This window comes from Deferribacter desulfuricans SSM1 (assembly GCF_000010985.1).
Classification (GTDB): Bacteria; Chrysiogenota; Deferribacteres; order Deferribacterales; family Deferribacteraceae; genus Deferribacter; species Deferribacter desulfuricans.
In genome coordinates this window covers 2,074,877-2,095,444 of sequence record NC_013939.1, presented here as the reverse complement: position 1 = coordinate 2,095,444, position 20,568 = coordinate 2,074,877, and the positions used below count along the sequence as shown (strand labels likewise).

The window sequence follows — 20,568 nt, the reverse complement described above, 5'->3', positions numbered from 1 at the left end:
CTAAATCAAATTAATTTTTATAAAGAAAAAGATATGGGGCGGTAGCTCAGCTGGGAGAGCACTACAATGGCATTGTAGGGGTTGGGGGTTCGACTCCCCTCCGCTCCATTAAGATATTTATAATATTATCAATTGGTTGGTTGTCTAGATTTTTAGTTTCTAACAGTTTTCTGACAGTTTGATTTTTTAAAGATAGATATTTTGATAGTTTTTCAGCTTCTTTGTGGTCATTTTCTTTAATAAATTTTGCATATTTCTCAAATAAAGTTCTCACACCAGAATGTCCCATTTGTTGTGCAACAAAATTAGGTGAAATTCCTGCTATTAAATATTATTAGTTTTAGAAAATTTGGCTGTTCTATAAGATGCACATGCTTTTTTTTTAAGTTAGGACTTGATACTGTTTTTTTTAGTAGGAGAAGGCTTTTGATGCTTCCAATATCTTAATCTTAGAATAAATTTTACGTTGTTTCTATTTTATTCACTATTATATTTGCTAGAAAACAGAGAATAATTATTATAAATAATAAAATATAAAAATTACTTAAAGAGATAGTTTTTAAAAGTAAAGAACTTCTTATTAGTTTCGTAGAATATGTTAAAGGGAAAATATGTGCAATATATTTTATAATAGATGGCATCTTATCCACTGGATAAAATGTTCCCGACAAAAAAATCATAGGAGTTATTATAAATGTATTGAAACTAAATTGGTCTCCATGGTTTTTTACAACTAATGCAATAATAAAACCAAGTAAAGAAAATGCAATTAAATGTATTATTAATGATATAAAAAAATAAAAATTTATGCTTAATTTAACCCCTATTATAAGGCTATAAAAGATAACAATAAAAACTGGTATTAATCCTTTAGTAATACCATAAAAAACTTCTCCCAATATAATTTGCCACTTGGGAATTGGAGCAAGTAAAAATTCATCAAATACTTTGAAATAAAATCTTGAAATGTTAATTTCAGTTGAAATACTATAGGCTTGATTCATAGAACTCATAGTAATTAAACCAGGCAGCAAAAATGACAAATAACTAAAGCCGTTTATCTCTGAATTCCTTCCTACTCCATACCCAAAAGCCAGTAAAAATAAAAGTGGAGAAATGGCACTGGATAATATTACTTTCCAAAACCTTGATTTTAAAACCAATAATTCTCTCAAATATACACCATAAAACCCATTTATCATATATCTATTTTTCTCCCAGTTAATTTTAAATAGACGTCTTCAAGATTGACATCTCTAATTTTTGCCAAATCAACATCTTCATGTTGCTTCAATCTTTCTATTGCCTCGGTTTTTGATTCAAAATATTCTTCTATTGTTTTTCCTCCACTAAATATTTCTAAAACATATTTACCCATTTCACTTTTTAATTTTTCCGGCTCACCATATTTTATAATTTCACCTTTATCAATAAAGTAAACATAATCTGATAAGAGCTCAGCCTCTTCAATATAATGTGTTGTTAACACCACAGTACATCCAAAATTTTTATTTATGTTTTTTACAAAGTCCCAAATATGTCTTCTCGTTGCAGGATCAAGCCCAACAGTAGGTTCATCTAAAAATAAAATTTTTGGTCTATGCAAAATAGCCCTTCCTATGACAAGACGCCTTTTCATTCCACCCGATAATTTCCCAGCCTTTTTATTTTTATGATTAATCAATCCAGTAAAATGCAAGATTTCTTCAATTCTGTTTTTAATTTCATTTTTCTTAAGTCCAAATAAGATAGCGTGAACTAACAAATTTTGGTAAACTGTTAAATCTCTATCTATATTATTATGCTGGGGAACTACACCTATTATACTTTTAATTTTTTTGCTATTAGTTTGAAAACTAAAATCGCCATAAAATATTTCCCCTTCATCAGGTTTGAGTAAACCTGTTAATATATTGATTGTCGTGGTTTTACCTGCTCCGTTTGGTCCAAGAAGTGCAGTAATAGTTTTATCTTCAATTGTAAAAGTGATATTTTTTAAGGCTGTTATGTTTCCATATTTTTTTTTGAGATCAATAACTTTTATTTGCATTTTTATGAAGATAATTAAAACAATTCTAATTTTCAAGGAATTTGTTGAAAAAAATTTTTTATTCGGGTATTGGTTTATTAGGCACAAGGGAAGTCCGGTGAAAATCCGGCGCTGTACCCGCAGCTGTGAGCTGGACGAAAGCCCATTAAGCCACTGCCAGGCATTTTATATATTTAGGTGCTTGGTGGGAAGGCGGGCGAGTAGGATGAAGGCGAGCCAGAAGACCTGTGCCTCACCCAAATTATGGGTGTAAGTGTCCCCGGGTATTGGGACCGGAGTGCGTTAGAGAAATTTGGCTCTCCGGTCTCAAAAACGAGGCTGGAGAGTGCAAGTGGTTAAAAAAGCAGTTTTAATAGCATCTGATAAAAGCGGCTCAGGGAAAAGCCTTTTTACAATTTTTTTATCAAGATATTTTACTTTAAATCAAAAATCTGTTTTACCTTTCAAGTGTGGCCCCGATTATATTGATACACTCCATTTAAAATATGCTACTGGAAATAACGCTTATAACTTAGATACTGTACTGATAAATAAAGAAAAATTAAAACATAATTTTTTATTAAAGCTTAATAGCTATGATATGGCAATAATTGAAGGGGTGATGGGCTTTTATGATGGAATAGATTATAAAACTTTTGCTGGTAGCACCTACGAAGTGGCAAAACTGCTCAACCTTCCAGTCTTATTCATATTGGATGCTAGCTCAACATCTTTTACAATTGCTTCAAGGATAAAAGGTTTGATTAGTTTAGGTGGAAATATCAATGTGGCAGGAGTTGTTTTAAATAATGTTGGCTCTAAAAAACATGAAAAAATGCTAATAAACGCAATAGAATATCATACTGATTTAAAAGTTTTTGGTGCTATTCCTAAAATGAAAGATTTAGTTTTGCTTTCAAGACATTTAGGTATTTATACAGCTTTTGAAGTAGAAGAAAATCTTTATGATAATATTGTTAATACTTTTTTAAATTATGTTGATGTTGAAAAAATTTTTGAAAATATCGACTACATTTATGATGAAGTTGCTATTGAGAATAAGACAAAAACTAAAGATAAAAAAGCTTATATTGCCTTTGATGAAGCATTTAATTTTTATTATCAGGATAATATAGATTTTCTAGAAGAAAATGGATTCCAAGTTATCAATTTCTCCCCTTTAAAAGATGAGTTACCTGAGAATCCAGACTTTATATATTTTGGCGGGGGATATCCTGAGCTTTATGCTGAACAACTTTCAAAAAACAATAAACTTAAAAATTATATAAAAGAAGCATCCAAAAAAGGGGTACCTATCCTTGCAGAGTGTGGCGGAATGATGTTTTTATCAAATGGGATAAAAGTAAAAAATGAGTTTTTTGAAATGTGTAAAGTGTTTGATGTAAATGTTGAAATGACTGAGAAAAGACAGGCCTTAGGTTATGTAGATATTACCTCATTAAAACATACAGACTTATTTGAAGAGGGTGAAAATTTCATTGGTCATGAATTTCATTATTCTAAAATAAAAGAGTGTAATGAGGATTATGTATTTAAAATTAAAAAAATTACTGACAATAGTGTTAATTATGATGGATTTGTGAAATTTAAAACTCTCGCAAGTTATACACATTTTCATTTTTTAAGCGACAACTGCATAATAAAAAATATAATAAGAGGAGGATGTTAGATGAAAAAAGTTATTATTTTTCTTTTTGTTGCAGTATTCTTAATGACAGGAGTTTGTATGGCTAAAATGGAAAAGAACAAAACAAAAAAAAACGCAATTGTAATTGCAAGCTTTGGGACTACTTACCCTTCAGGACTAAAATCTATTATTAATATTATCAATATGGTTAAAAATGAATTCCCTAATACCGAAGTTAGAGTAACTTTTACTTCAAATATTATAAGAAAAATATGGCAAAAAAGAAATAAACACCCTGAAGAGTGGATAAAAAAAGGTGTGCCAAAAGAGATTTTAAATGTGAAAGGGGTTGTTGCTACATTAGGTGATTTGTCTGACGAAGGGTATAAAAACATTGTTATCCAGCCAACACATATCTACCATGGTGAAGAGTTCTCTGACCTTTTAGAATATGCAAGAGGCCTAAACTCTATTCAGACAATTAAAAAAAGATGGAAGCCTTTTCACAAAATAGTGCTTGGTCGTCCAGCACTTGGAACTTATGGTGATAAATACGATTACCATGAAGATATAAAAGAGGTAGTAAAAGCATTAAGAAATGATGTTGAGTTAGCAAGAAAGCATAATGCAGCATTAGTCTATATGGGGCATGGAAATGAATTTTATTCCACAGGTGCATATATTGAAACAGAAAAAGAGTTCAACCGTCAATATAAGGATGTAAAAATTTTTATAGGTACAGTTGAAGGTTATCCTAGTTTGGGAGATGTGATTTTAAAATTAAAAAAGCAAAATATCAAAAAAGTGGTTTTAAAACCGTTTATGGTTGTAGCTGGGGATCATGCAAGTAACGATATGGCAGGGGATGAACCTGATTCTTGGAAAAATATTTTGAAAAAAGAAGGGATAGAAGTTATCCCTGTAATTGAAGGACTTGGTTCTAACAACAGTTTTGCAAAGATTTTTTTAGAGCATTTAAAAGACGCTGCTAAGGATGGTGGGATTAATCTTAAATGAATAGATTTGTAATAGCTTTGATAATTACAATCATAATTTTTTCTTTTTCTCTGACAAATGGTGCAGTAAGTCTTAATAATTTGACAATACAGTTATTGTTAAATGTAAGATTACCAAGGGTTTTGACAGCTTTTATTATAGGAGGGATACTTTCACTTAGTGGATCTATTTTACAGCTAATATTAAGAAACCCTTTGGCAGATGGATTTACCACCGGCATTTCTGCCTCAGCAGCGCTTGGTGCATCAATAAGTATCGGTTTAGGATTAAATTTATCATTTACCCCTATGATTGCCATCCTGTTTGCATTAATAGGCTTATATATTGTATTTACGCTTACCAATATTGATAAATCATTTCACTATATCACCATTATACTGGCTGGGATTATTTTAAATATAATATGCTCGGCGATTATAAGCTTTTTGAAATATTACTTTGATGAATCTTTAGGCTCAATTATCTATTGGCTAATGGGTGGATTTTATGATGTATCCTACCTAAAGGTTTTTATTCTTTTTCTGGTGCTAATTTCAAGCTTTCTTATTCTTTTTAAAAATAGTTTTAAACTAAATATCTTAGCCTACGACTATAAAACTGCCAACTCACTTGGCGTTGATGTGGCTATTACCAGAAAAAAACTTTTTATAATTGTTTCCATACTTATTGCTTTTGCTGTGAGTTTTAGTGGTATAATTGGTTTTGTAGGTCTCATTATCCCACATATTGTTAGGGGGCTTTTTAAACCCGATATGAAAACCCACTTAATATATTCTACGCTATTTGGAGCTAATTTCCTTTTGTTATCTGATACAGTTTGTAGAATAATCATCCCTTCTGGTGCAGAACTGCCTGTGGGTGTAGCTACATCATTTTTTGGTGGGATTTTCTTCCTATTTTTAATGAAATATAGATTAAAAAATATCTGGTATGGGTAAATGAATATTATTGATATTAAAAATTTGAATGCCAAAGTTGGAGATTTTACATTAAAAATTGATAGTCTAACTGTATCAAAAAGGGAAAAAATAGCTCTATTAGGTGAAAATGGTGCTGGTAAAAGTACACTGCTTGATATCATCAGTGGAGTAAATAAAAATTTTACAGGTGAACTAAAAATCTTAAACAAACAAGTTTCTAACTATAAACCTATTGAGCTTGCAAATTTAATCTCTTATTTACCCCAGTTTTCTGAAATTATTTTTGGGTTCAATGTTTTTGATACTGTTTTATTTGGAAGATATCCCAAAACCTTAGGCAAATTTGATAATTACGATCTTGAGAAGACTGAGTTGTGGCTAAAAAAACTGGATATTTATCATTTGAAAAATAGAAAATTTAATGAGCTTTCTGGTGGAGAGAAAAAGCGAGTAATGCTTGCAAGAGTTTTAAATCAGGATACTGACATCATCTTGTTGGATGAGCCCTTTTCCATGCTCGATGTAAAGCATACAAAGACAGTTAAAGAGATTTTGGCAGATGAGAAAAAAAGCGTAATACTATCATCACATGACATCAATATCTTAAAAGGGTTAGTGGATGAGATAGTCTTTTTAAAAAAAGGGGAAATCCTTTGCAAAGTAAATATTAACGATTTAAACAAGGAGATTTTGAATGAAGTTTTTGAAGTGGATTTTAAATGTATTAATGGTTTTTATTTTATTGACTAATAGCAGTTTAGCTTATGAAAGGGTAATTTTATTGTCTCCAGCCTGCGCTGATATTTTTTTAAAATTAGGATTAAACAATAAAGTTGTAGGTATCACAAAGCATATAAAAGGTTTTGATAGCACCGTTAAAGTGGGTTCTCATTTAAAACCAAATTTAGAATTAATGCTTTCTTTAAATCCAGATTTGATTATATATTCAAATAATCGTTTTTTACCAAACAGTTTGGATAAATTTCACATAAAAACATATAAATATGATCCAAAAACTACCAAAGAAATATTTGAGCAAATAAAAAAGATAGCTTCTATGATGAATGTATCTAAAACTGGTAATAACTTAATAAATGAATTAAAAAATAAACTATCCCAGTTAAAAAAGCTAAATAAAAAGCCTAAAGTAATATATGAAATCACACAAACACCCTATATAGTAGCAGGGAAAAACAGCATAATAAATGATATCATAAAAAAGGCTGGTGGGATAAACGCGATAGATATAAATAAAAAACTTGTTAAATTTTCCATCGAAAAGGCCATTTCGCTACATCCTGATATATATATTTACCAAGTTGGTCCTATGAACAAAACCCCAACCCCACCAGATAAAAGGCCTCTTTTTAAAAATATGAAGACTGTTTTTATCAGAGTAAATGAACTTGATTTTGCAAGAGCAAACACAAAAACCATAGATAACATCCTTTTTTTAAATAACATTTTTTACAAATGGAGCTTAAAATGAGAAAACTTATTCTAATTGGTGCAGGCTTAAATAAAGATTTAATAACATTAAAAGGTTTAAACAAGCTTAAAGAAGCAGACATCATTTTATACGACAGGTTAGTGGATAACAGTTTATTGGATGTAGTAAATTGTGAAAAAGTATTTGTTGGTAAAACTCCTTATAAACCAAGCTGTTCGCAATGTGAAATAAATAGCTTGATAGAAAAAGCTCTTTTAGAAGATAAAACAGTAGTTAGGTTAAAAGGTGGAGATGCTTCTATATATTCTAGAAGCCTTGAAGAGATTGAAGTAGCAAGAAGATGTGATGCCATAATTGAAATTATTCCTGGAGTTACTACTGTATCACAATTTGTTGCAAAATTAGAAACGGCTCTTACTGCAAGAGGTATCTCTTCTGGCGTAATTTTCATAACAGGTCATAAAAAAGATGGTGAGCTTAATGAAGCTTACAACTGGAAAGCAATAGTGGATTTAAACATGAGTATAGTAGTCTATATGGGAGTTAAAAATTTTATGAAAATTTTAAATTTATTGTTAGAAAATGGGTTAAGTGAAAAAACTCCAGTTGCTATTGGTGAAAAATTGGATTTTGATGATGAAAAAATAATCGTATCAGATGTTGAAAACCTATTTAACTTTAATTTTGAGATTAAATTCCCTGCAATAATGCTAATTGGCGAAGTGGTTAAATCTTCTAACTTTTTTACAAATAGTTTTACCATTAAAGGTGAAGGGTGTACAAAATGCAAAAACTAATTTATGCAATCGGATTAGGGCCTGGTGATCCAGAGCTTATTACTTTAAAAGCTTTACATACTTTAAAAGATTCAGATGTTGTAGTTACTCCTCAATCAGATAAAAATGGCAGAAGTCTTGCAAAAGAGATTATCAGCAAGCATATTTCTCCCTCAAAAATTTACACATATTATTTCCCTATGAATAACGATAAAGATTTACTTGATAAAAGATACAAAGAATTAGCTGAAATCATAAACAACTTTTTATCTGAAGGTAAAAAGGTTTCTTATGTTACAATCGGCGATCTTTCCATATACAGTACTTTTAATTATCTCGAGAAAAAGTTAAAACTTTTTGATATAGATATAATTAAAATTCCTGGTGTCCCATCCTTTATTGCTGCTGCAAATAGAATTAACGAAAATTTAGTGATAAAAGATGAGTCTTTTTGCGTAGTAGAGCTTTCAAATAATTTAGATAAGCTGGATGATTTATTAAGTAATTTTTCCACAGTGGTAATAATGAAAGTGCATAAAAGGTTAAATGATCTAATAGCTTTTGTCAGAAATAGCAATTCAGTAAAAAAAGGTTTTTTGATAGAGAGGGCAACTTTACCAGAAGAAAGGATTTTTGACCTATTGTCAGATGATTTACCTAAAGACGCTGGTTATCTATCCACCGCAATCCTTTTTAGTGAGGTTAAACATGGATAAAGGGTTATCAATAGAAAAAGAGAGTTTTGATATTATAGAGCAAAATGTAGACTTATCAAAATTTAGTGACGAAGAAAAAATTGTAGTAAAAAGGGTTATTCATGCATCAGGTGACTTTGATTTTGCTAAACAGATTATTCTTTCTAATAACTGGCTTACAAACTTTAAAAAAATCATACAGACAAAACCAGCAGTGGTATGCGATGTAAATATGGTAAAAGCTGGAATTACTGAAAAATACTTAAAAGTTAGTGGACTAAAAACACACTGCTTTATTTCAGATGAAAGCATTAAAGAGCTTGCAAAACTTAAAGGGAAAACCAGAGCTGAGACTTCTATTGAGCATGCTTTTGAAAACTTTGATAATATAATCTTTGTTATTGGTAATGCTCCAACAGCTTTACTAAAGGTTATAGAATTAAATAGTTTATATACTGATAAAAATATATTCGTTCTTGGATTCCCCGTGGGTTTTGTAAAAGCTGCAGAATCAAAGGAGATGCTCACAAAAACAGATATCCCTTTTATAACAAATAAAGGGACAAAAGGTGGTAGTGGTATAGCAGCAGCAGCTTTTAATGCCTTGATAAAGGTGTATTTTAATGTGTAAGAAAATACTTATATTGGGTGGAACATCTGATACTGAAAAATATTTAAGCTCAAATGATAAAAAAGAGTACATAATTTCTGTAGCTACAGAATATGGGTATAAACTGTTTTCTAAAAAGTTTGGTAAAGATAAAATTATTTTAAAACGCTTTGACAAAAATAGTTTAGAAGATTTTATCAAAGAAAACAATATCTATAAAATTGTAGATACTACTCACCCTTTTGCAAAAGAGATTACACAAATTGCTAAAGATGTTGCAAATACCTTAAATATCACATACAAATCTTTTATAAGGGAAGGTGAGATAAATATTACTTACGAAAAGCTGATATATGTAACTTCTATAAAAGAAGCCATCACATTTCTAACAGAGAAAGATTTTAAAAGAATCTTGCTAACCATTGGTAGTAAAATGATAAAACATTTTTCTTTCTTAAATGAAAAAGCCTATGTCAGGATACTCCCATTTGAGCAATCCATAAAAGATGTAATAGAGGCTGGATTTGATTATGATAAAATTATAGCAATTCAGGGTCCATTCTCTAAAGATTTCAATAATGCTATTATCAAAGAGTTTGACATAGATTTGTTAGTAACAAAAGTAAGTGGAAAATCTGGTGGTTTTGAAGAAAAAGTAGAAGCCTGTAGGGAAATGGGGATTTTTTGTCTAGTAATTAAAAACTGGTAGCTAAATAGAGGAACTAATATATGAAAAAAGAGATACCAAAATTAGCCACAACTTCATTTATTTATCAGGATACGAGGATAATGAATGTATTAAAGCTAAAGCATCTTTTTGATGAAATAGAATTGCTTTTTTTTGAAAGTAAAAGAGAGTATGACCAGTTAGATAAAAATGAATTAACACTGCTAAACAAAATAGACACAAAATACTCTGCTCATCTTCCTTACGATAGAAATTTAAATGATACTGATGATTTAGAGTATATGATTTCATTCATCAAAAATCTAAATTCTTTAAATGTTTCATATTTTTTTCTTCACTCAAAAGGGGATGATTTTGAATCCATTGAAAAAATTTGCCATTTATACCCATCAGTTTTAGTAGAAAATACAGTGTCTTCAAATATTTTTGACAGTCTAAAAAATACCAAAATCAAATATTGTTATGATATCGGCCATTCATTACTCAATAATGAAAACCCTTTTGAAATTATTAAAAAGTATGGTGAAAAAATAAAATATATACATTTACATGGTGTTAATGCTGATAAAGACCATCAGGAAATATGCCATTTAGATATAAACCTTGTTAAATACATTTTCGACTTTGCTATAGATTACAATATAACAATATCAATAGAACTTTTTGATTTCTCAAAATTATTAAACAGTCTCAATTATTTATTGGAGGTATTTAATAAATATGGTTACTCTTATCACAGGTGGAATTAAAAGTGGTAAAACTGATTTTGCTTCTAAATTGGCTTTAAAATATACCAACCGGGCATACTTAGCTACTGCAGAGCCGATTGATGAAGAAATGGTAAAAAGAATCAATAAACATAAAGCTGAAAGAGGTAATCTTTTTCATACATTAGAAGAGCCCATCGACATCCATAAAGCATTAAAAAACAGTAGTGTTTTTGAAGTTATTCTAATTGATTGTATGACTACATGGCTTGCAAATCTTTTTCACTATAAGAAAGATATTGAAGAATACACTACTTATTTATTGCAGACAATAAGTAGTCTAAACTTTGATATAATAATCATTACAAATGAAGTTGGTTTTGGAGTAATCCCATTAGATAGCATGACAAGAAAATATGTGGATACACTAGGCATATTAAATCAAAAAATTGCAGCTTTGGCTGATAAATGTTTTTTGTTAGTCGCGGGTATCCCAATAAAAATAAAATAAAAAGGAGGGTTTATGCGTTTAGAAAATATTTTAAAAGAAATAGCACCAACAAACCAAGAAATTTTTGAAAAAGCTAAAGAAAGGACTTCAAATTTGATAATGCCTTATAGAGCAATGGGGATGCTCAATGATATTTCTGAAAAAGTCTGTGCAATTAAAGAAACATTAAAGCCATCAGTTAACAAAAGAGCAGTTTTTGTAATGGCTGGTGACCATGGAGTGGTAGAAGAAGGTGTGAGTGCCTTTCCCCAGCAGGTAACTTGTGAAATGATAAAAGCTTTTGTAAATGATATAGCCACAATCACTGTTTTGGCAAGGCAAAACAATTGTAGCACTATCGTTGCTGATGTGGGTTCAAAATGTAACATCAGTGAAAAGGAGCTAAAAGGTTCTAACAAATTCATAGTAAAAAAAGTAAAATACCGCACAAACAACTTTACAAAAGAACCCGCAATGACAAGAGAAGAGGCTGAAAAATCCATAATGACAGGTTTTGAAATTGCATCAGAAGAGATAAAATCTCAAAAGTTAGATGTAATAGCTACAGGGGACATGGGGATAGGAAATACAACCCCATCTTCAGCTATTGGAGCTGTCATAACAGGTAAAAGTGTTGAAGAGATGACAGGAAAAGGGACAGGTATCACATCTGATTTATTACAAAATAAGATAAATGTTATTAAAACTGGGATAAATTTACACAAACCTAATCCGGATGATGCAATAGATATCTTGTCAAAAGTTGGTGGTATCGAAATAGGTGCAATTGCAGGTGTAATTCTTGCTGGAGCCTACCATAAAATCCCAGTTATTATTGATGGATTAATATCGACAGCTGGTGCATTAATTGCTTACAAACTTTGCCCAACTGTGAAAGAATATATGTTTGCTGGGCATATATCAGAAGAACCAGGGCATAAATATATGCTGGAATATTTAGGATTGAGCCCATTATTAAGACTTAATATGAGGCTTGGTGAAGGGACTGGAGCAGTATTGGCAATGCATATATTAGATGCTGCTGTAAAAATCATCACCGAAGTTGCTACTTTTGAAGAAGCAGGTGTTAGTAAAAGTGATATTTAAAGATTATTTTGAAAAGTTTATAAACGCACTGTCATTTCTTACTATAATTAGAATTAACCAAAAATCTTTTGATGCCAGTGGCTCTTTACTATTTTATCCTCTTGTTGGTTTATTAATAGGTTTATTAGTTTATTTAGCTGGGTTGATAAATCAAAGTTTAGCCCCCCTGTTTATGTTGCTAACATCGGTGATAATCACCGGGGGGCTTCATCTTGATGGGCTGGCTGATACTTTTGATGCCTATTTTTCTCACAAAGACAAAGATAAGATGCTTGTTATTATGAAAGATAGCAGAATTGGGGTAATGGGGGCTTTAGCACTAATACTTGTTATGCTATCAAAATTTGTAGCCTTCGCCAATTTAAATAAACCTTTAACTATCATTCTGCCATTTGCATATTCCAGAGGTAGTATGATATTTTTAATTGATTCATTACCTTACTTAAGGGAAAAAGGGACAGCAAAAGCCTTTTTCGATAACTCTAATACAAACAACAAAGTTCTCTTTTATTTGATATCTATATTATCTATATTTTGCGGAATAAAATTTTTTATACTTTTCAATTTAGCTTTTATAATCACCTTTGTTTTACTAAGAAATTATCATCTTAAAAAGGTAGGTGGAATAACTGGGGATATCATTGGTGCTACCTGCGAAATAATCGAAACAGCTTTGTTAGTTATTGGGGTGCTAATTGGATAGTTTCACACATGGCGGCAATATATACTATTATTCTAAACTTTTGGGATGTAATGCCAATGAAATTATTGATCTAAGTAGTAATATTTCTCCTTTTGTTGATGAAAATATATTTGAATTCATTAAAAATCAGATATCAAGTTTAAAAAATTTACCTTCCTCAAATGCTATTATTCTAAAAGAGGCTCTTGCTAATAAATATGACAAAGAAATGGAAAACTTTGTTGTTGGTGCTGGAACAAGTGAAATTATAAAAAATTTATGTTTAATTAATAGTGGGAAAAAAGCCCTAATAATAGCTCCAACATATATCGACTATGAAAGATACTGCAAACTGTATAATCTTCAAATAAATTTTCATTTTGCCAGTGAAAAGAGAAATTTTGCTATTAACTTGCAAGAGTTAGATTTTTCCAAATTCGATATAGTGTTCATTTGCAATCCAAACAACCCCACAGGGTATTATATAGAAAAAGATGATATATTGAGGATTGCTAAACGGTTTGAAAACTGCATGTTTGTTATTGATGAATCATATCATCCATTTATGAGTAATAGCGATAATAAAAGTTTACTTTTTGAAAAAAGTAAAAACATTATTGTCTTAAGGTCATTTTCAAAAATTTACGGACTTGCAGGTCTGAGAATTGGCTATGCCTTCTCTTTTAATAAAGAAATTATAAGAGAAATTGAAAAGCATTGTCTCGAATGGGGGGTAAACAGCTTAAGTGAGGTAGTAGGAAAATACCTTCTTTCTATAAAAACAGATAAAATTGCATCAAAAATAAATGAAATTAAGAATTATCTTTACGAAGAATTAAAAGATTGTAATAACATCAAGCTTTTTTCCTCCGCTACAAATTTTGTTTTAATAAAATTATATCATCTAAATAGTGAAGAGGTTTTTACTAAACTTTTATCAAATAAAATTTTAATTAGAGATTGCAAAAATATCAGAGGGCTTGATGATTCATTTATTAGAGTTGCAATAAAAGATTTAGATTCTATGCGGTATTTTTTAAGCATTTTAAAAAAAATAGTGGGGTGTGAAAATTAAACACATAATGATTCAGGGCACAAGCTCCAATGTGGGTAAAAGTATAATAACTGCAGGGATCTGCAGGATGCTTGCAAATAAAGGTTATAAAGTAGCTCCCTTTAAAGCACAAAATATGGCACTGAATTCAGGAGTAACTTTCGATGGGTTAGAAATGGGTAGAGCTCAGATACTTCAGGCTGAAGCATGCAAGATTTTACCAGATGTTAGGATGAACCCCATTTTATTAAAACCAACAGGGGGTGGGAAATCTCAGGTAATCAGGCTTGGCAAACCTTATAAAATAGTCTCTTACAAAGATTATTATAAAATGTATGAAGAAAACTTAAAAATAGTAAAAGAAGCATTTTATTCACTTTCAGAGGAATTTGATATCATCGTATTAGAAGGAGCAGGCTCTCCAGCAGAAATTAACCTCCAAAAATTTGATATAGTAAATATGAAAATGGCAGAGATTGCTAATGCCAAAATTTACATAGTTGGTGATATTGATAGAGGAGGTGTGTTTGCTGCATTTAAAGGTACTTATGACTTAATACAACCTCAATACAAAAAACTTGTAAAAGGGTTTATTATCAATAAGTTTAGAGGGGATTTGTCTCTTCTCAAACCTGGTATCGATGAATTTAAAAATTTTTGTGATATACCTATAATAGGAGTTATCCCATATTTTGAGCATAATTTAGAAGATGAAGATTCACAAAATCTTTTTACAAAGAAAAACATAAAAAGTGGTGAAAAATTATTAAATATCGGAATAATAAAACTACCTCACATTTCCAATTTTACAGACTTTCAACCTCTTGAAAATATAGAAAAAATCAATGTATCTTATGTTACAAAACTTGAAAACTTAGAAAATAATGATTTTATTATTATACCAGGTTCTAAAAACACAGTCTCTGATATGGATTATTTATTAAAAAACGGTTTTTATGAGCAACTTAAAAATTTATACGGCAAAAAATGGATTATGGGAATTTGTGGTGGTTTTCAAATGCTTGGCAAAAAAATTATTGATAGTTTAGGCGTTGAAAATAAAGGTGATATAGAAGGCTTTGGCTTTATAGATATGATTACGGAAATGGAAGAAGAGAAGATATTAAAAAGAGGTGAATACTTACCAGCAAATGGTTTCTTAAATAACAGTATTCAAGGCTATGAAATACATCATGGAAATACTATCATTAATGATAGAGATGTAATAGATATTTTAGAAAACAAAGGATTACTCGTTTTTAATAAGAAAAATAGAATAATTGGCACTTATTTACATGGGATTTTTGAAAATTCTGAATTTTTACAATTTATTTTTAAACTTTTTGATAAACAAGTAGTAATAAACAAAACCTATAATGAGCTAAAAGAAGAAACCTTAAACAAACTAGCAGATTTAATTGAAAATTGTATCTTTGGAGATCTCATTAATGACTGACATATTGGTGTTAGCCATTTTGATAGATATAGTCTTTGGTGAGCTACCAAATAAAATACATCCTGTGGCAATTATCGGTAAATTAATATCAATATATGAAAACTTTCTTCACAACTTCAAAAACAAATTTTTAGGTGGTTTTTTACTTTTTATCTCAACACATTTTACAATATTTATTGTCATTTTTTTGTTATTAAAAATTATAAAATCAAATTATCTACTTTTTGCGCTTAAAGTATTTATTGTGTATTCTTCTATCTCTGTTAAGGGGATGTTAGATCATGCGTTGAAAATCTATCAAGCTTTATCGATGGACATTAATTTAGCAAAAGAGAATTTAAAACTAATTGTTAGTAGAGATGTGGAAGAAATGAATGAGCAGGATATTATAAAATCAACAATTGAATCTGTTGCTGAAAATTTTAATGACGCTTTTTTTGCACCAATTTTCTATGGAGTAATTTTTGGTATATACGGTATTATTTTTTATAGAATTACAAACACACTGGATGCAATGGTTGGGTATAAAAATGAAAAATATATAGAATTTGGTAAGTTTTCAGCCAAAAGTGATGATATTCTAAATTTTATACCTGCAAGGTTGCAAATAATTGTTATGTTGCCAGTTGCTCAAATTTTGTTTAAAAATGGATTAAACGCATTAAAAATTTACAAAAAATTCAGAAATACCTTACCAAGTCCAAATGCAGGTTGTGGGATATCCCTTTTTGCTGGAGCACTAAACATAACTCTTGGTGGAAATACATATTATTTTGGAAGGTTAGTAAATAAGCCTTTGATAGAAGGTGGTAGCGATTTACTTACAAAACAAAAGATTTTAGATGCCATTTTCCTATATCTTTACAGTGCAATTTTTACTGTATTACTTATTATTATTTTTAAATTGTTATGGAGTCCAAATGTTCCCTTTACTCTTTAAATTATCTGATAAAAAATTGCTTTTTATCGGCGGAGGAAATGTAGCAAAACGAAAACTTTTATCAATTTTGAATCAATCAAGCCCTGAAGTGACAATAATTTCCAAAGAATTACACCCTGATATAAAAAAGCTTTTATCTTCAAATAAAATAACTTGGATAAACTCGAACTTCAAAGAAGAATTATTAAAAGAAAAATACTACTTTGCTTTTATCTGCACAGATGATAAAGAATTAAATAGAAAAGCAGCTTTAATTTTAAAAAAACTGGGAACTCCTGTAAATATTTGTGATAACAAGGAGTTATCAGATTTTTTTATGCCAGCAGTAATCTCACAAGATGATATTACTATATCAGTATCAACAAAAGGGAAATCGCCAGCTTTTGCAAAACAGCTAAAAGAAGTCATATCAAAAACCTTAAAAGGGTTAAAATGAAAACGGGGATAACAACAGGCACAGCAGCAACAGCAGCAGCAAAAGGTGCTCTAATCTATAAGTTAACAGGAAATATTGAAAAAGAGGTGGAAGTAGTTTTACCTGATGATAGTATTGTAAAAATCCCTCTCATTTTCAAAAATAATCTTGTAGGTGTAAAAAAATGGAGTAGGGATGACCCTGATGTTACAGATGGGATAGAGATTTTTGCATCTGTAAAGATATTAAATGAAAACCGCATTATTATAAAAGGTGGAGAAGGTGTAGGTGTTGTTACCAAACCTGGTTTACAGATACCTGTTGGTGAGGCTGCAATAAATCCAGTTCCAAGAAAGATGATAGAAAAAAACTTAAAAACTGTTTTAAACAATAATAAAGGGGTAGAAGTTACAATAATTGTGCCAGAAGGGAGAAAAATTGCAAAAAAAACCTTTAATGAAAGGCTTGGAATAATAGGTGGTATATCCATCATAGGGACAACAGGAATTGTAAAACCGATGAGCATTGATGCCTTGATTGAAAGTTTTAAGTGTGAAATCGATGTTTTGCTTGCGCAAAAATACAATTTATTGTGGCTTGTTCCTGGAAATATTGGAGAAAAATGCTTATCAAAAGAGAATATATCCCCATCAGTTATGGTGAGTAACTATTTTAATGAAGCATTCAGGTATCTTAAAGATAAACACATCAAGGAGATAGGTGTAGCAGGGCATCCAGGGAAAATAGCAAAGCTTGCAATGGGGTATTTTAATACACATTCTAAAAATTCACCTCAGGCAAACCTTTTTGTAAAAGAAGTTTTAAATATTGATTATAATTTTAATACGATAGAAGAGATATGTCATAAATACTCTTTTGATAAAATAGCCTATTTAGTAAGTAAAAAAATAAAAGAAAGGTTTCATTTTACAAAAGTATCGGTAAAACTATTTGATGTGAAATGCAATAAAGTAGGAGAATACCTTGAATAAAAACATTTATATAATTTCTGTTGGTTGTGGTAGCAAAGACTATCTCACATTAAGAGCTATTGAGATTGTTAAAAAGGTTGATTTTTTAATCGGTGCAGAAAGGTTTAAAAATTTTTTCTCAGATAAAAAGTATATTATTTTAAATAATCTTATAAAAGATACCATCAATATCTTAGAAAATGAAAAAGATAAAATTGTAGGTGTTGTAGTATCAGGTGATGCTGGTTTCTTCTCTTTAGCTAAAATAATTTATACAAAATTTAAAAACAGAATAATTGAGGTAATACCTGGTATTTCCAGTATGCAGCTTGGTACGGCAAGACTGTTTAAAACCTATGAAAATATTGAGTTTTTCTCATTACACGGTAGAAATACCCCATTTGAAAATTTTAAGAATAAAATAGATCTATGTCTAAAGCAAAAAAAAGATCTTTATGTATTAGACGATGGTAACAACCAATTTTTCGAGTTTTTATCCAAATATAAGGGGATTTTAACCCATTTCGATATCTATATTTTAAACAATCTTGGTTTACCAAACGAAACCATATATAAGTTAAAATCTTTAGATGATCTTAAAAACATCAAATTAGAATTATATGCCATCTATCTGGAGGTAAGAAATAAATGAACAAAGTTTTTTTTATAGGCGCAGGGCCAGGGGATCCAGAACTAATTACTGTAAAAGGGATGAAAGTGCTCATCAGATCAGATGTTGTTATTTATGCAGGTTCACTGGTAAATAGACAAATTTTGGGGTATACACCAGTACACTGTAAAATTTATGATTCTTCAAAAATGAATCTAACACAGATTATAGAAACAATAGAAAAACATTATCTTGAAGGAAAACTTATTTCAAGATTACACACTGGTGATCCATCAATTTATGGTGCAATATATGAACAGATGTTAGAACTTGATAAAAGAGGTATCCCTTATGAAATTATACCAGGGGTAACAGCACTATTTGCAGCAGCAGCAAAACTAAAACTTGAGCTAACAGCTCCAGAAATTTCACAAACTGTGACCATTTCAAGAGTTGAAGGGAAAACCCCAGTCCCACAAAAAGAAACATTAGATTTACTTACAAAGCATGGAGGCACTTTTGCTTTTTATCTATCAGCTTCTAATGCAGAAAAGATAAAAGAGATCTTTTTAAAAAACGGGTGGGAGGAAAATACGCCAGTAGCAATATGTTATAAAATTTGCTGGGATGATGAAAAGATTTTAAATACCACTTTAGGTAATTTAGTAAACACACTAAAAGAAAACAGTATTAAAAAGCATACACTTATTATTATTGGCAAGATTTTAGATAGAAGTAGCATAGTTAAATATTCAAAGTTATACGATGAGGATTTTGAGCATGGATATAGAAAAAAAGATAGCAGTAATAGCAATAACTGAAAAAGGAGCTTTATTAGCCAGTAAAATCGCTGATGAGCTAAATGGCACTTTATTTTTACCTGATAAATTTAGAGGAAGGATCGCAGCTACATATCTTCAAAAATTACAAGAAACTTATAAATTCTGTTTTGATAATTTCAAAGGTATTGTAGCAGTAATGGCTCAAGGGATTGTTACAAGGATGATAAATAGGCTCATCAAGAGCAAATATACTGACCCTGCTGTAGTGGTTTGTGATGAGGTAGGCAGATTTGCTATCAGTATGTTATCTGGACATGAAGGAAGGGCAAACGAGCTAACCTTTTTGGTAAGCTCAATTACAGGTGCAGAACCAGTGATAACTACTGCAAGTGAGGCAAATAAAATTTATGTGGCAGGTATAGGCTGTAGAAAAGGTGTAGATAAAAAAACTATCATTGAAGCAATATCTTATGGCTCAAATTTGGCTAATATTTCCACAAATGACATAAGGGTAATTGCCTCCTGCTGGCACAAAAAGAATGAAACTGGGTTAATTGAAGCTGCAAAAGAGCTAAATTGCTATCTTAGATTTTTACCGAAAGAGTTATATCAAAATAACTTGTACTGTTTTAATGAATCAACAGCCAAAAAATATTTAGGAATTAAAAGTGTAGCTGAGCCTTCAGCTTTACTTGCTGCAAGAAATCCTATTTTAGTTTTAAATAAAACAATTTTTAATGGTGTCACTATAGCAATTGCTAAGGAGAATTTAATAAATGGGTAAATTATTTGTTGTAGGTATTGGTCCTGGCAAACATGACCTTATAACCAAAAGAGGATTAGATGCCATTTTATCAAGCGATTTAATCTGTGGTTATAACAAATATATCGATCTGATTGACTCTTTAATTGGTAATAAACCCACCTTTTCAAATGGGATGAAAGGGGAAATTGAAAGGGTTAAGTTTGCATTAAACAAAGCAAAATCTGGCAAAACAGTATCTTTAGTATGTGGTGGAGATTCATCTCTTTATGCTTTAGCATCACTTGTTTTTGAGTTATGTGAAGATTTTGAAAATATCGAAATTATACCAGGTATCACAGCTGCTTTATCAGTCAGTGCAAGGCTTGGTGCCCCAATCTGCGAAGATTTGGTCATCCTTTCTCTATCTGATTTACTAACCCCCTTTGAAATCATAAAAAAACGGGTAGATGCCATAAATATAGGAGATTTTGTAACAGCAATTTACAACCCCAAAAGTAAAAAAAGGGATAAATATTTAAAAGTGGTATTGGAATCCTTCTATCAACAAAGAGGAAATTTGATTTGTGGTATAGTAAAAAATTGTGAGAGAGATAATGAGATTGTCAAAATCACTAAAATTACTGATTTTGACTATGATATCGTAGACATGTCAACTGTCGTAATTGTTGGTAACACTAAAACCTATCTAAAAAATGGAAAAATGATAACCCCCCGCGGCTATTTGAGAAAGTATGGAAGTTAATATGTGATAACTG

Annotated in this window: 24 protein-coding genes, 1 tRNA gene and 1 riboswitch; of the genes, 23 read left to right on the top strand and 2 right to left on the bottom strand. The window is 30.4% G+C overall.

Annotated elements, in window-relative coordinates; all coding sequences use genetic code 11:
* Positions 1 to 35: 35 nt before the first annotated feature.
* Positions 36 to 108 (top strand) — tRNA-Ala (locus DEFDS_RS10405).
* Positions 109 to 461: 353 nt separating this feature from the next.
* On the opposite strand, the gene DEFDS_RS10400 is transcribed toward DEFDS_RS10405, so the two are convergent.
* A complete protein-coding gene (locus tag DEFDS_RS10400) occupies positions 462 to 1,202 on the bottom strand; it encodes an ABC transporter permease (protein ID WP_013008757.1) in 741 nt (246 codons plus the stop codon).
* A complete protein-coding gene (locus DEFDS_RS10395; protein ID WP_013008756.1) occupies positions 1,199 to 2,050 on the bottom strand; it encodes an ABC transporter ATP-binding protein in 852 nt (283 codons plus the stop codon). The genes DEFDS_RS10400 and DEFDS_RS10395 overlap by 4 nt, the downstream gene beginning before the upstream one ends.
* Positions 2,051 to 2,097: 47 nt before the next feature.
* Positions 2,098 to 2,300: riboswitch (cobalamin riboswitch) on the top strand.
* 81 nt (positions 2,301 to 2,381) lie between these two features.
* Here DEFDS_RS10395 and DEFDS_RS10390 point away from each other — a divergent pair.
* Genes DEFDS_RS10390 through cobJ form a run of 22 tightly spaced genes read left to right on the top strand, consistent with a single transcriptional unit; the run spans position 2,382 to position 20,555 of the window.
* Positions 2,382 to 3,719: a cobyrinate a,c-diamide synthase gene (locus DEFDS_RS10390; protein WP_041223745.1), complete on the top strand. Its 1,338-nt coding sequence runs from the start codon at positions 2,382 to 2,384 to the stop codon at positions 3,717 to 3,719.
* Complete coding sequence (locus tag DEFDS_RS10385) at positions 3,720 to 4,694, top strand: sirohydrochlorin cobaltochelatase (protein WP_013008754.1); 975 nt, start codon at positions 3,720 to 3,722, stop codon at positions 4,692 to 4,694.
* Positions 4,691 to 5,632, top strand: a complete 942-nt coding sequence (locus DEFDS_RS10380; RefSeq protein WP_013008753.1) for a FecCD family ABC transporter permease — start codon at positions 4,691 to 4,693, stop codon at positions 5,630 to 5,632. The genes DEFDS_RS10385 and DEFDS_RS10380 overlap by 4 nt, the downstream gene beginning before the upstream one ends.
* On the top strand, positions 5,633 to 6,364 hold the full coding sequence (locus tag DEFDS_RS10375) for an ABC transporter ATP-binding protein (protein WP_013008752.1): 732 nt from the start codon (positions 5,633 to 5,635) through the stop codon (positions 6,362 to 6,364).
* Positions 6,309 to 7,103, top strand: a complete 795-nt coding sequence (locus tag DEFDS_RS10370; RefSeq protein ID WP_013008751.1) for an ABC transporter substrate-binding protein — start codon at positions 6,309 to 6,311, stop codon at positions 7,101 to 7,103. The genes DEFDS_RS10375 and DEFDS_RS10370 overlap by 56 nt, the downstream gene beginning before the upstream one ends.
* Positions 7,100 to 7,861, top strand: coding sequence for a uroporphyrinogen-III C-methyltransferase (gene cobA / locus DEFDS_RS10365; protein ID WP_013008750.1), 762 nt, complete (start codon positions 7,100 to 7,102; stop codon positions 7,859 to 7,861). The genes DEFDS_RS10370 and cobA overlap by 4 nt, the downstream gene beginning before the upstream one ends.
* Positions 7,849 to 8,556: a precorrin-2 C(20)-methyltransferase gene (cobI, locus tag DEFDS_RS10360; RefSeq protein WP_013008749.1), complete on the top strand. Its 708-nt coding sequence runs from the start codon at positions 7,849 to 7,851 to the stop codon at positions 8,554 to 8,556. The genes cobA and cobI overlap by 13 nt, the downstream gene beginning before the upstream one ends.
* Complete coding sequence (locus DEFDS_RS10355; RefSeq protein ID WP_013008748.1) at positions 8,549 to 9,166, top strand: precorrin-8X methylmutase; 618 nt, start codon at positions 8,549 to 8,551, stop codon at positions 9,164 to 9,166. Before cobI ends, DEFDS_RS10355 begins: the two co-directional genes overlap by 8 nt.
* Positions 9,159 to 9,854 carry a precorrin-6A reductase gene (gene cobK, locus DEFDS_RS10350; protein ID WP_013008747.1) on the top strand — a complete coding sequence of 232 codons (696 nt, stop codon included), beginning with the start codon at positions 9,159 to 9,161 and terminating at the stop codon, positions 9,852 to 9,854. The genes DEFDS_RS10355 and cobK overlap by 8 nt, the downstream gene beginning before the upstream one ends.
* A gap of 20 nt (positions 9,855 to 9,874) precedes the next feature.
* Complete coding sequence (gene cbiR / locus DEFDS_RS10345; RefSeq protein ID WP_013008746.1) at positions 9,875 to 10,582, top strand: cobamide remodeling phosphodiesterase CbiR; 708 nt, start codon at positions 9,875 to 9,877, stop codon at positions 10,580 to 10,582.
* Positions 10,554 to 11,051, top strand: a complete 498-nt coding sequence (gene cobU / locus DEFDS_RS10340) for a bifunctional adenosylcobinamide kinase/adenosylcobinamide-phosphate guanylyltransferase (RefSeq protein WP_013008745.1) — start codon at positions 10,554 to 10,556, stop codon at positions 11,049 to 11,051. Before cbiR ends, cobU begins: the two co-directional genes overlap by 29 nt.
* A gap of 12 nt (positions 11,052 to 11,063) precedes the next feature.
* Entirely contained in the window at positions 11,064 to 12,137 is a 1,074-nt protein-coding gene (gene cobT / locus DEFDS_RS10335; protein ID WP_013008744.1) for a nicotinate-nucleotide--dimethylbenzimidazole phosphoribosyltransferase, read from the top strand.
* Complete coding sequence (cobS, locus tag DEFDS_RS10330) at positions 12,115 to 12,840, top strand: adenosylcobinamide-GDP ribazoletransferase (protein WP_161595892.1); 726 nt, start codon at positions 12,115 to 12,117, stop codon at positions 12,838 to 12,840. The genes cobT and cobS overlap by 23 nt, the downstream gene beginning before the upstream one ends.
* Positions 12,833 to 13,894 (top strand): pyridoxal phosphate-dependent aminotransferase, encoded by a 1,062-nt coding sequence (locus tag DEFDS_RS10325; RefSeq protein ID WP_013008742.1) that lies wholly within the window; start codon positions 12,833 to 12,835, stop codon positions 13,892 to 13,894. Before cobS ends, DEFDS_RS10325 begins: the two co-directional genes overlap by 8 nt.
* Positions 13,884 to 15,329 (top strand): cobyric acid synthase, encoded by a 1,446-nt coding sequence (locus tag DEFDS_RS10320; RefSeq protein WP_013008741.1) that lies wholly within the window; start codon positions 13,884 to 13,886, stop codon positions 15,327 to 15,329. Before DEFDS_RS10325 ends, DEFDS_RS10320 begins: the two co-directional genes overlap by 11 nt.
* On the top strand, positions 15,322 to 16,269 hold the full coding sequence (gene cbiB, locus DEFDS_RS10315; RefSeq protein WP_013008740.1) for an adenosylcobinamide-phosphate synthase CbiB: 948 nt from the start codon (positions 15,322 to 15,324) through the stop codon (positions 16,267 to 16,269). Before DEFDS_RS10320 ends, cbiB begins: the two co-directional genes overlap by 8 nt.
* A complete protein-coding gene (locus DEFDS_RS10310; protein WP_013008739.1) occupies positions 16,250 to 16,705 on the top strand; it encodes a precorrin-2 dehydrogenase/sirohydrochlorin ferrochelatase family protein in 456 nt (151 codons plus the stop codon). Before cbiB ends, DEFDS_RS10310 begins: the two co-directional genes overlap by 20 nt.
* On the top strand, positions 16,702 to 17,676 hold the full coding sequence (gene cbiD, locus DEFDS_RS10305) for a cobalt-precorrin-5B (C(1))-methyltransferase CbiD (protein WP_013008738.1): 975 nt from the start codon (positions 16,702 to 16,704) through the stop codon (positions 17,674 to 17,676). The genes DEFDS_RS10310 and cbiD overlap by 4 nt, the downstream gene beginning before the upstream one ends.
* On the top strand, positions 17,669 to 18,307 hold the full coding sequence (gene cbiE / locus DEFDS_RS10300) for a precorrin-6y C5,15-methyltransferase (decarboxylating) subunit CbiE (RefSeq protein WP_013008737.1): 639 nt from the start codon (positions 17,669 to 17,671) through the stop codon (positions 18,305 to 18,307). Before cbiD ends, cbiE begins: the two co-directional genes overlap by 8 nt.
* On the top strand, positions 18,304 to 19,086 hold the full coding sequence (cobM, locus tag DEFDS_RS10295; RefSeq protein WP_013008736.1) for a precorrin-4 C(11)-methyltransferase: 783 nt from the start codon (positions 18,304 to 18,306) through the stop codon (positions 19,084 to 19,086). Before cbiE ends, cobM begins: the two co-directional genes overlap by 4 nt.
* The gene (locus DEFDS_RS10290) at positions 19,046 to 19,831 is read left to right on the top strand and encodes a cobalamin biosynthesis protein (RefSeq protein WP_013008735.1); all 786 of its coding nucleotides are present in this window, start codon (positions 19,046 to 19,048) and stop codon (positions 19,829 to 19,831) included. Before cobM ends, DEFDS_RS10290 begins: the two co-directional genes overlap by 41 nt.
* On the top strand, positions 19,824 to 20,555 hold the full coding sequence (cobJ, locus tag DEFDS_RS10285) for a precorrin-3B C(17)-methyltransferase (protein ID WP_013008734.1): 732 nt from the start codon (positions 19,824 to 19,826) through the stop codon (positions 20,553 to 20,555). Before DEFDS_RS10290 ends, cobJ begins: the two co-directional genes overlap by 8 nt.
* The last annotated feature ends 13 nt before the right edge of the window (positions 20,556 to 20,568 follow it).